General features: G+C 71.4%; 11 protein-coding genes. 3 read left to right on the top strand and 8 right to left on the bottom strand.

Annotated features, from left to right (window positions below; translation table 11 throughout):
- The coding region (locus GTW67_RS23385) for a LamG domain-containing protein (RefSeq protein WP_161166768.1) at window positions 1–1,004 on the top strand (1,004 nt) is incomplete at its 5' end.
- 70 nt (window positions 1,005–1,074) lie between these two features.
- Here GTW67_RS23385 and GTW67_RS23380 read toward each other — a convergent pair.
- From GTW67_RS23380 to GTW67_RS23355, 6 genes are all read right to left on the bottom strand, one after another.
- Window positions 1,075–2,109, bottom strand: coding sequence for an ABC transporter permease (locus GTW67_RS23380; RefSeq protein ID WP_161166767.1), 1,035 nt, complete (start codon window positions 2,107–2,109; stop codon window positions 1,075–1,077).
- Window positions 2,106–3,068 carry an ABC transporter permease gene (locus GTW67_RS23375; RefSeq protein ID WP_161166766.1) on the bottom strand — a complete coding sequence of 321 codons (963 nt, stop codon included), beginning with the start codon at window positions 3,066–3,068 and terminating at the stop codon, window positions 2,106–2,108. Before GTW67_RS23375 ends, GTW67_RS23380 begins: the two co-directional genes overlap by 4 nt.
- Window positions 3,061–4,620: an ATP-binding cassette domain-containing protein gene (locus tag GTW67_RS23370; RefSeq protein ID WP_161166765.1), complete on the bottom strand. Its 1,560-nt coding sequence runs from the start codon at window positions 4,618–4,620 to the stop codon at window positions 3,061–3,063. Before GTW67_RS23370 ends, GTW67_RS23375 begins: the two co-directional genes overlap by 8 nt.
- 65 nt (window positions 4,621–4,685) lie before the next feature.
- Window positions 4,686–5,780 (bottom strand): ABC transporter substrate-binding protein, encoded by a 1,095-nt coding sequence (locus GTW67_RS23365; protein WP_161166764.1) that lies wholly within the window; start codon window positions 5,778–5,780, stop codon window positions 4,686–4,688.
- A 283-nt stretch (window positions 5,781–6,063) separates the two neighbouring features.
- A complete protein-coding gene (locus GTW67_RS23360; protein WP_161166763.1) occupies window positions 6,064–7,095 on the bottom strand; it encodes a substrate-binding domain-containing protein in 1,032 nt (343 codons plus the stop codon).
- A 182-nt stretch (window positions 7,096–7,277) separates the two neighbouring features.
- Window positions 7,278–7,958 carry a TetR/AcrR family transcriptional regulator gene (locus GTW67_RS23355; protein ID WP_161166762.1) on the bottom strand — a complete coding sequence of 227 codons (681 nt, stop codon included), beginning with the start codon at window positions 7,956–7,958 and terminating at the stop codon, window positions 7,278–7,280.
- A 180-nt stretch (window positions 7,959–8,138) separates the two neighbouring features.
- On the opposite strand from GTW67_RS23355, the gene GTW67_RS23350 reads away from it, so the two are divergent.
- Window positions 8,139–9,269 (top strand): FAD-dependent oxidoreductase, encoded by a 1,131-nt coding sequence (locus GTW67_RS23350; protein WP_161166761.1) that lies wholly within the window; start codon window positions 8,139–8,141, stop codon window positions 9,267–9,269.
- A 108-nt stretch (window positions 9,270–9,377) separates the two neighbouring features.
- On the opposite strand, the gene GTW67_RS23345 is transcribed toward GTW67_RS23350, so the two are convergent.
- The gene (locus GTW67_RS23345; RefSeq protein ID WP_161166760.1) at window positions 9,378–12,209 is read right to left on the bottom strand and encodes an AbfB domain-containing protein; all 2,832 of its coding nucleotides are present in this window, start codon (window positions 12,207–12,209) and stop codon (window positions 9,378–9,380) included.
- 404 nt (window positions 12,210–12,613) lie between these two features.
- Between GTW67_RS23345 and GTW67_RS23340 the strand changes: the two genes are divergently transcribed.
- On the top strand, window positions 12,614–13,993 hold the full coding sequence (locus GTW67_RS23340) for an MFS transporter (RefSeq protein ID WP_161166759.1): 1,380 nt from the start codon (window positions 12,614–12,616) through the stop codon (window positions 13,991–13,993).
- A gap of 77 nt (window positions 13,994–14,070) precedes the next feature.
- Here the strand turns inward: GTW67_RS23340 and GTW67_RS23335 are convergent.
- Window positions 14,071–14,542, bottom strand: a 472-nt coding sequence (locus tag GTW67_RS23335; RefSeq protein ID WP_161166758.1) for a PucR family transcriptional regulator, incomplete at its 5' end; no start/stop codon positions are given.

The raw sequence follows: 14,542 nt of genomic DNA, 5'->3' as shown, positions 1-14,542 counted from the left end.
GCTACGCCGACCACCACGACTACAACAACGAGGACCCGCCGTTCCCCGACCACCGGGCCGCCCTGGACGGCGAGCACGGCGGCTTCACCCTGCGCACCCCGGGCCACATGTGGCCGGGCGCCCCGACCGTGATCTACAGCGGCGTCGCCGACAAGGAGGCGCTGACCCGCAAGTACGTCGAGAACACCGAGAAGTTCTACCTGGCCCAGGCCGGCGCCGAACTGTCGGGCTCGGTGTACACGCAGATCACCGACCTGGAGAACGAGCTCAACGGCCTGTACACGTACGACCGCCGGGACATCAAGGTCGACCCGGTCCGGGTGCGTGAGATCAACCGCAAGGTCATCGCGGCCGGTGCCGCCGCGGGCGAGCGGCCGGAGCTGAAGGGCGGCGCCCACTGGGCCCTCGACGAGGGCACGGGCACCGCCGCGAAGGACGACGGCCCGAACGGCAGGAACCTGCGGCTGTCCGAGGGCACCACCTGGACGCCCGGTGTCAGCGGCAGCGCGCTGAAGTTCGACGGCGTGGCGCAGTCCGCCCAGACGGACGGCCCGGTGCTCGACACCGCCGGCAGCTACTCGGTCTCCGCCTGGGTGAGGCTCGACGGGCTCCCGGGCAACTACGCCACCGCCGTGAGCCAGGACGGCCGCTACCAGGCCAGCCCCTTCTATCTCCAGTACGGCCAGGGCGCGTTCGCCTTCAGCACGCCCGGCGAGAAGCGTGCCCGGCTGGCCGTCACGCCGCAGACGGGCCGCTGGTACCACCTCGTCGGGGTGCGCGACGGAGCGAGCAACCAGATCAAGCTCTACGTCGACGGAACGCTGGCGGCGACCGCGGCCGCCGGCCCGAACTACGCGGCCTCCGGCCCCCTCGCCGTCGGCCGCGCCCAGTGGAACGGTCAGGACACCGACTTCTGGAACGGCGCCGTCGACGAGGTCCACGCCTACGACAAGGCGCTCACCGCCGAGGAGGTGAGCGCGCTCCACACGCAGGAGAAGCCGTAGCCCCCGGCTACTGACGACGCGGCGGCCGGTGCCCGGGAAGGGCACCGGCCGCCGCCGTGTCCGAGCTGCCTCACATCAGTTGCCGTCGGCGCCCCAGCCAGGTCTGGGCGATCACGACGAGCGCCAGGAAGGCGCCGCTGACCACGAGTTGGTAGGAGGAGTCCAGCGATCCGATCTGGTTGATGATGTTCTGGATGACCTTCAGGAGCAGGACGCCGACCAGGGAACCGCTGACGTAGCCGAGGCCGCCGGTGAGCAGGGTGCCGCCGATGACGACGGCGGAGATGGCGTCCAGTTCCATGCCGTTGCCGAGGATGGTCACCCCGGAGGCGAGCCAGGCGGCGTTGAGGGCGCCGGCCAGCCCGGCCAGCACCCCGGACAGGGTGTAGACGGCGATCTTCGTGCGGGCGACCGGCACGCCCATCAGCGCGGCCGCGTCCTCGTTGCCGCCGACCGCGTACACGTGCTGCCCGAAGCGGGTGCGGCGCAGGACCACGGCGCCCGCCACGAACAGCGCCACCGTGATCCACACCGGGTTGCCGACGCCCAGGGTGGTGCCCTGTCCGAGTTCGGCGAGGAAGGAGCCCTTGCCGATCAGGTACGTGTTCGCGCCCTCGTCCGTGATGGCGAGCATCAGTCCGCGCGCGCCCAGCATGGCGGCCAGCGTGACGATGAAGGGAGCGAGGCGTGAGCGGGCGACCAGCAGGCCGTTGACGACGCCGATGAGCCCGCAGACCACGAGGGGCAGCAGCAGCGCCACCAGGGTGCCGTGGCGGGATCCCCAGGCCGCCAGGACACCGCCGAGGGCGAAGAGGGATCCGACGGACAGGTCGATGCCGCCGGTGATGATGACGAAGGTCATGCCGAGGGCGACGATCGCGAGGAACGCCGAACCGGTCGCCATGTTGGAGACGTTGTCGCCGGTGGCGAACGAGTCGAAGCTGAAGGAGGCGACGATCGAGACGAGCACCAGCACCGCCAGCGCGCCGTGCTGCTGGACCAGGGCGCTCAGCCGCTCGGAGCGGGCGGAGCCCACCGGTGCGGTGGCGTCGGTCGGTTCGTTGCTCGCGGTGGTCACGGACGTCTCCGTCCCGGTGGCGGTCATCGCTTCCCCCGTCCCCGTGCCGCGTAGACCGCGCACACGATCACTATGGCCTGGGCGATCTGGGTCCACGAGGGCGGCAGATCGTGCTTGATCAGGGTGGCGGTGAGCAGTTGGATGAGCACCGCTCCGGCCACGGTGCCCGCGATGTTGACCCGCCCGCCGGTCAGCGGGGTGCCGCCGACCACGACGGCGGTGATGGCGGACAGCTCCATCAGGTTGCCGAGCGAGGTCGGGTCGCTGGCCTGGAGGCGGGCGGTGGCCAGCACGCCCGCCACCGCGGCGAGCAGCGCGCAGGCGACGTACACGATGATCAGGACGCGCCGCACCGGCAGTCCGGCGAGCTGGGCGGCCGGCCGGCTGTCGCCGATGGCCAGGAGCTGGCGGCCGAAGGTGGTGCGGCGGACCACGAAGGCGACCAGCAGCGCGAGTGCGGCGGCGATCAGGATCAGATACGGGACGCCGGCGATGTCACCGGAGCCGAGGGAGGCCAGCGCCGGGTTGCGCAGGTCCTCCAGCTGCGGGAGCAGGACGAGGGCCACGCCCCGGCCGCCGACCATGAGGGCCAGCGTGGCCACGATGGGCTGGACGCCGACGAACGCGACCAGCGCCCCGTTGGCCAGTCCCACACCGGCGGCGAACAGCGCCACCACCAGCAGGGCGGGCAGCAGCCCGTAGCCGAGGTAGAGGGCCGTCACGGAGGCCGCCAGTGCCATCACCGCGCCGACCGACAGGTCGACGCCCTCGGTGCCGATGACCAGGGCCATGCCCAGGGCGACGATGATGACGGGGGCGACCTGGACGGCCTGGGTGCGGAAGTTCTCCGCGGACATGAAGTGCGGGGTGATGACGATGTTGACGACCAGGAGCAGGGCCACGCCGGCGTACACGCCGTAGGTCTGGAGCCATTGCAGGACGCGGGCCCGGTCCAGGGGCGGGGTGCGGAGAGTGGCCTCAGCCATCGGTGGCCGCCTCCTTCACCGCGTCGTGCGCCGGGTCGCCGCCGGCGATGGTGCGCATCAGTTTGTCCTCGGTGACGTCGTCGCCGGTCAGTTCGCCGACGACCGCACCGTCCTTCAGTACGACCACGCGGTCGGACCCTTCGATCAGTTCCTCCAGGTCGGAGGAGATGAGCAGGACGCCCAGGCCGTCCACGGCCAGTTCGTCGACGAGTTTCTGCACCTCGGCCTTGGCGCCGACGTCGATGCCGCGGGTGGGTTCGTCCAGGAGCAGCACCTTGGGGTTCATGGCCAGCCAGCGGGCGAGGAGCACCTTCTGCTGGTTGCCGCCGGACAGTTCGCCGACCTTCTGGTGCGGGGAGGACGCCTTGATGCGCAGCCGCTTGACGAAGGTGTCCACGATGCTGTCGACGCGGGCCTCGGAGACCAGGCCGAAGCGGGAGAGGCGGGGCAGCGCCGCGAGCGCGATGTTCTCGCGGACCGACAGCCCCGGCACGATGCCCTCGCTCTTGCGGTCCTCGGGCAGGAGGCTGATCCCCGCGCGGATGGCCGCCGGGGTCGAACCGCCGCGCAGCGGCACGCCGGCGACCGTTATCTCGCCCGAACTCCTCGCCAGCGCACCGGAGATGGCCTTCGCCGTCTCGGTGCGTCCGGAGCCGAGCAGGCCGCCCAGGCCGACGACCTCGCCCGGGCGGATGCTGACGGAGACGTCGTGCAGCTTGTGCGGGACCGTCAGGCCCTCGGCCGTCAGGACGGGCCGGGTGTCGGCGGCCTGGTGGTCGCCGGAGAACTTGGTCGCCCCCTCCTCGCGGACGTCGCCCAGGTCCCGGCCGAGCATGGTGGAGACCAGGGCGAGTCGGTCCAGGTCGGCCAGCCGGCCGTGGTGCACGCGGCGTCCGTCGCGCAGCACGGTGACGGTGCTGCACATGGCGTAGAGCTCGTCCAGGCGGTGGCTGACGTAGACGACGGCGATGCCGGCGTCGCGCAGGCGCCGGATCACCGAGAACAGGGTCTCCACCTCGCGCGGTTCGAGCGAGGAGGTCGGCTCGTCCATGATGACGACCCGGGCGTCCGTCGCCACGGCGCGGGCCAGGGCGACCATCTGCTGGGCGCCGACGCCGAGGGTGCGCAGCGGCTGCCGCACGTCCACGCGGACGCCGTACGCGCGGAGGGCTTCCTCGGCCTCGCGGTTCATGCGGGCCATGTCCAGCACGCCGAAGCGGGTGCGCGGTTCGCGGCCCAGGAAGAGGTTGCGGGCCACGCTCAGCAGCGGGATGAGGTTGACCTCTTGGTAGATGGTCGAGATGCCGGCTTTCTGCGCCTCCAAGGGCGTGGCGAAGGAGACTTCGCGGCCCTGGAAGGTGATCTCCCCCGCGTCGGGCCGGTAGACGCCGGTGAGGAGTTTGATGAGGGTCGACTTGCCGGCGCCGTTCTCGCCGATCAGGGCGTGCACCTCGCCGGGGTGCAGGGTGAGGTCCACGTCGTCCAGGGCCCGGACGCCGGGGAAGGTCTTGCTGAGTCCGCGGACGGCGAGGACTTCGGCGGGGGGTGCCACCTGTGCCTCCAGGAAGGAAGGGATGAGAGGGGCCGGGGCCCGGGTGTCCGGGCCCCGGAGGAGGATCAGTAGGCCTTGCCGATGTCCTGCTTGGCGTTGTCGGCGTTGTAGGCGCCGTCCTCGATGACGATGTCCTGCGGGACTCCCTCGCCCTTGGTGAAGGTGTCCAGCGTCTGGAAGGCCAGCGGTCCGAAGCGCGGGTTGGACTCGATGACGCCGCTGATCCAGCCGTCCGCGACACCCTGCACGGCGTTGCGGGTGCCGTCCACCGTGACGATCTTGACGTCGCCGGCCTTCTTGCCGGCGCCCTTGAGGGCGGTCACGGCGCCGAGGCCCATCTCGTCGTTCTCGGCGTAGACCCCCTTGATGTCCGGCTTGGACTGGATGAGCTGCTCGGTGACCTGCTGGCCCTTCTCGCGGGCGAAGTCACCGGTCTGCTCGAAGACGACCTTCAGGTCCGGGGCCTTCTCGGCGAGCCGGTCCTTGAACCCCTTGGTCCGCTCGGTGGTGACGTTGTTGCCTGCGGCGCCGAGCAGGATGGCGACCTCGCCCTTGCCGCCCGTCGCCTCGATCATCTGGTCGGCGGCGCGGCGGCCCTGCTCGACGAAGTCGGAGGCGATGAAGGAGACGTAGTCCTTGCAGGGGTTCGCGTTGATCTTGCGGTCGATCGTGATGATCGGGACCTTCTTGGCGGCGGCCGCCTGGAGCACCGGGTCCCAGCCGTCGGAGTTGAGCGGCGCGATCACCAGGAGGTCGGCGCCCTTGGCCAGCAGGTTCTGCACATCGCTGATCTGCTTGGAGAACTGCGACTGGGCGTTGGCCGTCAGCAGCTTGACGCCCCGCTTCTTCGCCTCGTCCTTGATGGACTGGGTCTCGGCGATGCGGAACGGGTTGGCCTCCTTCTCCGACTGGGAGAAGCCGACGGTGGCGTTCTTCAGGTCGATCTTCTCGGCGCCGTAGGCGTCGATGGTGCAGGTCTTGCTGCCGGGCTTCGGAGTGGCGACCTTCTGCTCTGCGCCGGCGGCCGTCTCGGACTGCTTGCTGTCCGTCGTGTCGTCCTCCGTCTTCGCGCAGGCGGTCGCGGTCAGAGCCACCGCGGCGGCCAGGGCCACGAGCACAGGACGGGCGAGGACGGAACGACGAGGAGTGGTGCGCTGCATGGTGGTGACCCCGATCCGGGCGAACGCTGAAAGGGAATGGGGAACCGAACGACGAACACCACCGGCCGACCCCCCTGGCGCGGGAACCGTGTCCGGTGCGCCGCAAGAGGGTTTTTACATCGTTGCAAGGACGCTGTAAACCCCTTGTGCAGGAGACGGTGGCATCCGTGCCGATAACGATGTCAGCGAGCGGAGCGGCCCGCCTGCGGCCCTGCGCCGCGCGCGCCGGGGGGCGTCTCCCGCGTTCTCTCACCGCGTGACGCCGTGGACGAACACCCCCGTGTCAGCCGCCCGTTGTGTCGTCCGCAGCGCCGCGCCCCAGCGTGCTCTCCCGTTCGACCAGCCGGTAGTCCGCCCAGATGCGCCGGGATGCGGGAGCGGCGCCGCCGAGCCGGGCGAGGACCGACTCCACCGCGAGCCGGCCGATGGCTCCCTTGTCCGGGGAGACGGACGTGAGGGTCACCGCCCCGAACCGTCCCTCGACCACGTCGTCGAAGCCGACCACCGCGATGTCCTCGGGCACCCGCAGTCCCCGCGCGTGGAGCACCCGCATCGCACCGATGGCCATGGGGTCGTTGTAGGCGAAGACGGCGTCGGGGCGCCTTCCGGTGTCGAGGATGCGGGTCATGGCCGCCGCGCCGTCCGCGTGCCCCCAGCCGTCGGTGGCGGCCACGAGGCCCTCGTCGGCGGGGAGTCCGGCGGCGGCCAGTTCCTCGCGCCAGCCGCGTACGCGCAGTTGGGCCGGCTCGTTGCGCCCGCGCCGGGCACCGATGAACGCCACCTCCCGGCGCCCCAGACCGACCAGGTGGGCGACGGCGACGCGGGCGGCGGCGACGTTGTCGATGGCGATGTGGTCGTAGGGCAGGTCGTAGTCCCGCTCCCCCAGCAGCACCAGCGGGACGTCGTCGGTGCGGTCGCGCAGGTCCTCGGTCTCCAGCTCGATGGGGCTGAGGATCAGTCCGTCGATGACCCGCGCCCGGAAGCCCTGGCTGACCAGGAGCTCCTGTTGCCGTCGTCCGCCGGTGTGGTCCAGCAGCACGGTGTAGTCGTGGTCGGCCGCCGTGTCGATGACGGCCGCGGCGAGTTCCGCGAAGTAGGGGTTGCCGAGTTCGGGCAGGGCGAGCGCGATGATGCCCGTGCGCCCGGCCCGCAGGTGCCGGGCGGCCAGGTTGGGCCGGTAGCCGAGTTCGTCGATGGAGCGCTGGACGCGTTCTCGCATGGCGGGGGTGACGTGCTGGAAGTTGTTCACCACGTTGGAGACGGTCTTGATGGACACTCCCGCGTGCGCGGCGACGTCCTTGAGGCTGACCCGCACGGCATTCCCTTCCCTGGGCGGCCCGACCCGGGCGGCCGGTGCGGGTCCGGTGACGTCACCGTGAGCCGTGCGTCGAGCCCCCGCGCTGGTTTTACAACGTTATACATCCGTTGTCGTCGCGGTGACAAGGCGTGGTCGGGCGTCGTGGGGAGCCGCCCTGGCTCCGCGCCGCACCCGGCCCACTAGGGGGTCGTGAGCCGGGTGGTGATCCCGGCGAGGACGAGGTCGATCCCGGCGAGGAACTCCTCCCGGTCGTCGTGCTCGCGCAACTGGTCCGCCATACCGCGGGTGAACGCGTACTCGTCGGGGTCGAGCCGTGCCCAGGTGTCCGCCACGGCCCCGAGGAACTGGGTGCGGTCGGTGGCCGGGTCCACGCCGCGCGCGTTCGCCGCGTTCTGTCCGCCGACCCCGAGGATGTAGTTCAGCAGCGCCGACACGGCGGTGAACCGGGCACTGCCGGACACCCCGAGCGCCTGGACCTGCCGTCCGAGGTGTTCGAAGACCCCCAGCATCGGCGCCCGGGTGGGGGCGAGGGCGAGCTGGGTGCCGATCCACGGATGGGCGTCGATCGCGTCGAACACGTCGAGCGCGAGGGCTCGGATGGCCTCATCGGGCGTGGTCGCGGCGGCGCCCGCGGCCAGGGCCTCGGCGAGGACCGCCTCGGCGGCGGCGGCGAGGAGCTCGTCCTTCCCGGCGACGTGCCAGTAGATCGCGCCGGGCCCGGTGGCCAGGCGCTCGGCCAGCACGCGGAAGGTCAGGCCGCCCGCGCCCGCGGTGTCGAGCACGTCGATCGCGGCCTCGACGATGCGCTGCCGGGTGAGCGGTTCCTCTCGTCGCTCGGGGCGACGTGCCCTGGGTGCCATGCGGCCCATACTCCCATATCACTGGAATCACGTTCCAGCGCGTCCCGGAGTGTGCGCTATGGAACCTCGTTCCAGCTTGACATTGCCTGGAACGAGGTTCCAGGCTGTTGGTGGAACGGCATTCCAGAGTGGTCGGCCGGGCACGACCCGGCAGGCACCCGACCCATGAGGGAGAACACCATGTCCACCCACGTCACGATCATCGGAGCGGGGCTCGGCGGGCTGACCCTGGCCCGCGTCCTCCACGTCCACGGCATCCCGGTCACCGTCCACGAGGCGGAGGCGTCACCGACGGCCCGCGCCCAGGGCGGGCTGCTCGACATCCACGACCACAACGGGCAGGTCGCCCTCAAGGCCGCCGGCCTGTTCGACGCGTTCCTCGGCCTGGTCCGGCCGGGCGGCGAGGCGTCCCGCGCCCTCGCCCCGGACGGCACGGTCCTCCTCGATCAGCCGGACGACGGGACCGGCAGGCGTCCGGAGGTCCCCCGCGGCGACCTGCGCCGCCTGCTGCTCGACTCACTGCCCGCCGGGACCGTCCGCTGGGGACAGAAAGTCACCGCGGTCCGCACCCTGGACGACGGCACCCACGAGGTGACGTTCACGGACGGGACGACCGTACGGACCGGCCTCCTCGTCGGCGCCGACGGCGCCTGGTCGCGGGTCCGTCCGCTGCTGTCGGACGCGCGCCCCGTCTACACCGGCACGTCGTTCGTGGAGACGTACCTCTTCGACGCCGACACCCGGCACGCCGCCACCGCGCGGGCGGTCGGCGACGGTGCGATGTTCGCGCTCGCGCCCGGCAGGGGCATCCAGGCCCACCGGGAGAACGACGGCACCCTCCACACCTACGTGGCGCTGCGCCGCTCGACGGACTGGTTCGACGGCGTCGACTTCACGGATCCCGCGGGCGCCGCCGTACGGATCGCCCGGGAGTTCGACGGCTGGGCCCCGGAGCTGACCGCGCTGATCACCGAGGGCGAGACCGACCCGGTCCTGCGCCCGCTGTACACCCTGCCCGCCGGTCACCGCTGGGACCGCGTGCCCGGGGTCACGCTGGTCGGCGACGCCGCCCACCTGATGCTCCCGTCGGGCGAGGGCGCCAACCTGGCCATGTACGACGGTGCCGAACTCGGCGAGGCGATCGCCGCCCACCCCGGCGACATCGAGGCCGCGCTCACCGCGTACGAGGAGGCGATGTTCCCCCGCGCCGCCACCGAGGCGGACGACGCCGCCGGCCTCCACACGCTGATGTTCGGCGACGACGCCCCGCACGGCTTCCTGCGCTTCTTCACCGACGCGCCGACGGGCTGACACGGACAGCCACGCCGGCCCGCGTCCGGGCGGCGCCCCTGTGAGCACGACCAGGACGGGCCGGCCGGTGAAGCCGAGGCCGGCCGCGCCCAGTCCCACGAGCAGGGGTCAGGGTGCCCACGGCGCCTCGACGGCCCACGTGCTGTCGGCGGTGAGGGTCTGCGGGCGGTCGTAGACGTCGCCGGTGCCGCCGCCGGAGGCGATGTACACCTGCGAGGCGTGATGCCGCAGGAACGAGCCGGGGATGTTGATCGACTCGAAGGTGACCCCGGTGCCGCCGAGCCCGGGCCGGGCGCAGAAGGTGGCGTCCTGGCGGAACAGCGCGGTGCCGTCGTCGGGCGCCTTGCGCACCCGGCTGTCGGCGTGCCGCAGAAACTGGCCGGGGTAGTTCACCGACTCGAAGGAGTAGCAGGAGGAGTCGGCGAGCCCGCGGCGGATCGTGAACGTGGCGTCCTGCTTGAGCAGGGCGCTGCTGCCGGCGTCGACGATCTCCGTGTTGGCGAGACCGTCGGCGTGCCGCAGGTAGCGGTTGGTGTGGCCCCAGGTGGTGACGCGGAGCGACTTGCGGACGTCGGTGGGCAGTTGGACGGAGCTGCGCCACAACGCCGGATCGCCGAGGTTCCAGGTGGCGTCGGCGGCGAAGGACGCGGCGGTGTCCCAGGCGTTGGGGCCGCCGCTGCGGGCGAGGTACACGTTGTCGGCGTAGTGCCGCAGGTACTGGCCGGGGAAGTTCTTGGACTCGAAGGAGGTGCCGCCCGCGGCCAGCCCGGGCCGGCTGCACCACGTCGCGTCCGCGGCGAACGAACCCCCGGTGTCCGCGTCGACACGCACCCGGCTGTCGGCGTGACGCAGGTAGCGGCCGGGGAAGTTGACCGACTCGAAGCTGTAGCAGCGCGGGTCGGCGAGGCCGGTGACGGTGCGGAAGGAGGCGTCCTGGCGGGCGCCGTCGGCGGAGGCGCTGGTCAGGACGTCGGTGCGGGCCAGGGAGTTGGAGTGCCGCAGGTAGCGGTCGGTGAATCCGGGCGTGGTCACCTTGAAGGAGCGGACGTGGCCCAGGGTGAGGGCCGGCGAGGCGTTCAGGTTGCGGGAGGCCGCGATCAGCGCGCCGTGCGCCTGGCGCAGCTGGTTGGTGTCGACCTTCTGCACGCGCCGGTCGTAGGTGAACAGGCCGTTGTACTCGCCCTCGACGTCGGTGATCTCCGTGTAGACGTACGCGGACAGGCCCTTGGTGGTCATGAGCCGCTGGACGTCGCGGACCATGCCGGTGTACCGGTCGTTGAGCTGCGCCGGGCTGGAGACCTGTTCGTAGGCGAAGAACTGACCGTTGGGGCTGTACTCGTGGCCCGGGTTGCGCAGGCCGATGCCGCCGAACTCGCCGAGGACGGAGACGCGGGTGTCCGAGGGGCGTGGTGCGTCGGGGCCGGTGTAGACGTGCCAGTCGATGATGTCGCCGGTGCCCGGATCGCCGCGGGAGTCACAGCAGTTGTAGCCGCTGTGCGGGTTCATCAGACGGCTCGGGTCGTAGTTCTCCAGGTCGGTGGTGACACGCCGGGTCGCGGCGAGGTCCCACTCGCCCCAGCCCTCGTTGAACGGCACGTAGGTGACGACCGCCGGGGAGAACCGGTGCTCGTCGATGATCTCGCGGGCCTCGGTCTCGAACTGCGCGGTCTGCGCGGCCGTGCGGCTGTGCTCGAACGGGACGGTGGACGGGATGTCCTGCCACACCAGCAGCCCGAGCCGGTCGGCATGGTAGTACCAGCGGGCCGGCTCGACCTTGATGTGCTTGCGCACCATGTTGAAGCCCAGGTCCTTGTGCTTCTCCAGGTCCGAGGCGAGCGCGGCGTCGGTCGGGGCCGTGTAGAGGCCGTCCGGCCAGAAGCCCTGGTCGAGCGTGCCGATCTGGAAGACGAACTCGCCGTTCAGGGTGGGGCGCATGACCCCGTTCAGCATCTTCTTGCCGATCTCGCGCATGCCGAAGTAGCTGGTCACGGTGTCGACCGCGGTACCGGAGGCGTTGCGCAGGGTGACCCGCAGGTCGTACAGGAACGGATCGTCGGGTGACCAGCGGCGGGCGTCCGGCACGGGCACGGAGAACTCGGTGAAGGCGCCGGTGGCGCGGCCCACGACGGTCGTGCCGTTCAGTGCCTCGGCCAGGACGGTGTGCCCGTCGACGTTGCCGCGGGTGAAGACACGGACCCGGGCGGTGTTGTCCGAGAGGCTGGGCCGGATGTCGACGGAGTAGACCGACGACGCCGGCGTGGGCTCCATCCACACCGTCTGCCAGATGCCCGAGGTGGGCGTGTAGAAGATGCCGCTGGGATTGTTGGTCTGCTTGCCGACCGGCTGCTTCTCGCCCCGGCCGTCGGTCGGGTCGTAGACGCGCACGATCAGCTCGTTGGCGCCGGCCTTCAGCTGCGGGGTGATGTCGGCCTCGAAGCGGTCGTAGCCGCCCCTGTGGGTGGTGACCTGGGTGCCGTTGACCCAGACGGTGGCCTCGAAGTCGACGGCGCCGAAGTGGAGTTGGACGCGTCTGCCGGTCCAGTTCTGCGGGACGGTGAAGCTGCGCTTGTAGAACATCAGGTCGCGGTTGTCGTTGCGCATGATGCCCGACAGCGCCGACTCCACCGGGTAGGGCACGAGGATGCGCTCGGGCAGGGTCTGCCCGACGGGCGGCGCGGCGTTGCGGTCGACGTTTCCGGCGCTGTCGGTGGGCGGGTTGAGGAACTCCCACTCGCCGTTGAGGGACTGCCAGTCGGGCCGCGTCATCTGCGGGCGCGGGTACTCGGGCAGCGGGTCGGTGGTGGACACCTGACCGGTCCACGGGGTGGTCAGCGGTGGCGTCTTGGGGACGACGGCGGCAGCGGCGGTGCCGGTACCGGTGACGAGCAGGCCTCCGGCCAGCGCCAGTAAGACCGCCAGGCAGGCGATGATGCGTCGCATCGGACCTCTCCAGGGCAGGACGGCACGCGGATGTCAGCGCGCCGTGACGCAGGCGGGAGCGAGGGCGCGGACATCCGTGCGGGGTCGGTCGAGCAGTGCGGAACACGGGAGTCGAGCAGTGCGGAACGCGGGATCGGAACCCGGTGCCCGGGCCCGGGTGGGAACCTCCGGGCCCGAGGTGCTGAGGAAGCTAGCACGGAACATGTTCCAACGGAATCACTCAGGAACGCTCAAAGATGGATCGGGCCCGGCTGTCGGGGCCGCTCCTTCGTGAGCCCGGCATAGTGGCCGCGCGCATACCCGGCCCCCGAACTATGGTGCCCCGCCACATGTGCGCTTGACCTGCGTGTTCCTACGGTGTGCCGACACGTACCGTCCCCACCGCACACGAGGAAGTGGCGCACATGGCCTCCGCAGCATCCGCTCCCCCGACACCCGGCAACCTCAAGCGCATCGTCGCCGCGTCCCTCATCGGCACCACCATCGAGTGGTACGACTTCTTCCTCTACGGCTCCGCCGCCGCCCTCGTCTTCAACAAGCTGTTCTTCCCGGACTCCGACCCGCTGGTCGGCACCCTGCTCTCCTTCCTGACCTACGCCGTCGGCTTCGCCGCCCGTCCGCTGGGCGCGCTGGTCTTCGGGCACTACGGTGACCGGCTCGGCCGCAAGAAGCTGCTGGTGCTGAGCCTGCTGATGATGGGCGGGGCCACCTTCGCGATCGGGTTGCTGCCGACGCACGCGACCGTCGGCACGGCCGCTCCCGTGCTGCTGACCGTGCTGCGGCTCGTGCAGGGCTTCGCGCTCGGCGGCGAGTGGGGCGGTGCCGTGCTGCTGGTGTCCGAGCACGGGGACGCCCGGCGCCGCGGCTTCTGGGCCTCGTGGCCGCAGACCGGTGCGCCGGCCGGGCAGTTGCTGGCGACCGGTGTGCTGTCGGCGCTGACGGCACTGCTGTCGGACGCCGCGTTCACCAACTGGGGCTGGCGCATCCCCTTTCTGCTGTCCGGCGTGCTGGTGATGGTCGGCCTGTGGATCCGGCTGTCCGTCGACGAATCCCCCGTCTTCAAGCAGGCGTTGGCGCAGGCGGAGGCCCGCAAGGCGGAGGCCGAACCGCTGCCGCTCGTCGCCGTGCTGCGCCACCACTGGCGTGACGTGCTGATCGCGATGGGCGCGCGGATGGCGGAGAACATCAGCTACTACGTCATCACGGCCTTCATCCTCGTCTATGCCACCACCGCCGCCGACGTGTCCAAGCAGACGGCGCTCAACGCGGTGCTGATCGCCTCGGCCGTGCACTTCGCGGTCATCCCGGCCTGGGGTGCGCTGTCGGACCGGATCGGCCGCCGCCCCGTGTACCTGCTGGGCGCGGCCGGCGTCGGGCTGTGGATGTTCCCGTTCTTCACGCTCATCGACTCCGGGCAGTTCGGCAGCCTCCTCCTCGCGGTGACCGTGGGCCTGGTGCTGCACGGCGCGATGTACGCGCCCCAGGCGGCCTTCTTCTCCGAGATGTTCGCGACCCGGATGCGCTACTCCGGTGCCTCCATCGGCGCCCAGTTCGCTTCGGTCGCGGCGGGCGCCCCCGCGCCGCTGATCGCCACCGCGCTGCTGTCCGAGTACGACAGCTCGACGCCGATCTCCCTCTACGTCATCGCCTCGGTCCTGCTCACGCTGCTCGCCGTGGGCGTCGCCAAGGAGACCCGCCACCGGGACCTCGCCGACGTCGCGACCGGGGAGGACGGCGCGGAGGAGCCGGCCGACGCCCGTCCCGAGGGCGCGCGTACCGCCTGACCGCCGCGCCCCCGGACCCCCGTACGCCTCCCGCGTGCGGGGGTCAGCGCCGTGCAGGGGTCAGCGCTATGTGGGGGTCAGCGCTGTGTGGGGGCCGACAACCGGTGCAGTCTCAGGGCCAGTTGTATCTCCAGGGTGCGGGCGGGGCTCTGCCAGTCGTCGCCGAGGAGACGGGCGACGCGTTCCAGGCGCTGGGCGACCGTGTTCACGTGGACGTGGAGCTCGTCCTTGGTGCGCGCGGGGCTCATGCCGCAGGCGAAGTAGGCGTCGAGGGTGCGCAGCAGTTCGGTGCCGCGCCGCTCGTCGTAGGCCACGACCTGGCCGATGGTGCGGTCGACGAAGCCGGCGATGTCCCGGTCGCCGGCCAGCAGCAGTCCCAGGAACCCGAAGTCCTCGGCGGCGGCGCCGTCCCCGGAGCGGCTCAGCAGGCGCAGGGCGTCCAGGCAGCGTCTGGCCTCGGTGTAGGCGGCGGTCACGGTCTCGGGGCGGGCGGCGAGGTCCGAGACGGGTGCGGAGGCGCCGACGGTGACGGCCTCGTGGACGGCGGTG

The organism is Streptomyces sp. SID5910 (genome assembly GCF_009862125.1).
Taxonomy (GTDB): domain Bacteria; phylum Actinomycetota; class Actinomycetes; order Streptomycetales; family Streptomycetaceae; genus Streptomyces.
This window is presented reverse-complemented; position numbering and strand designations above follow the sequence as displayed.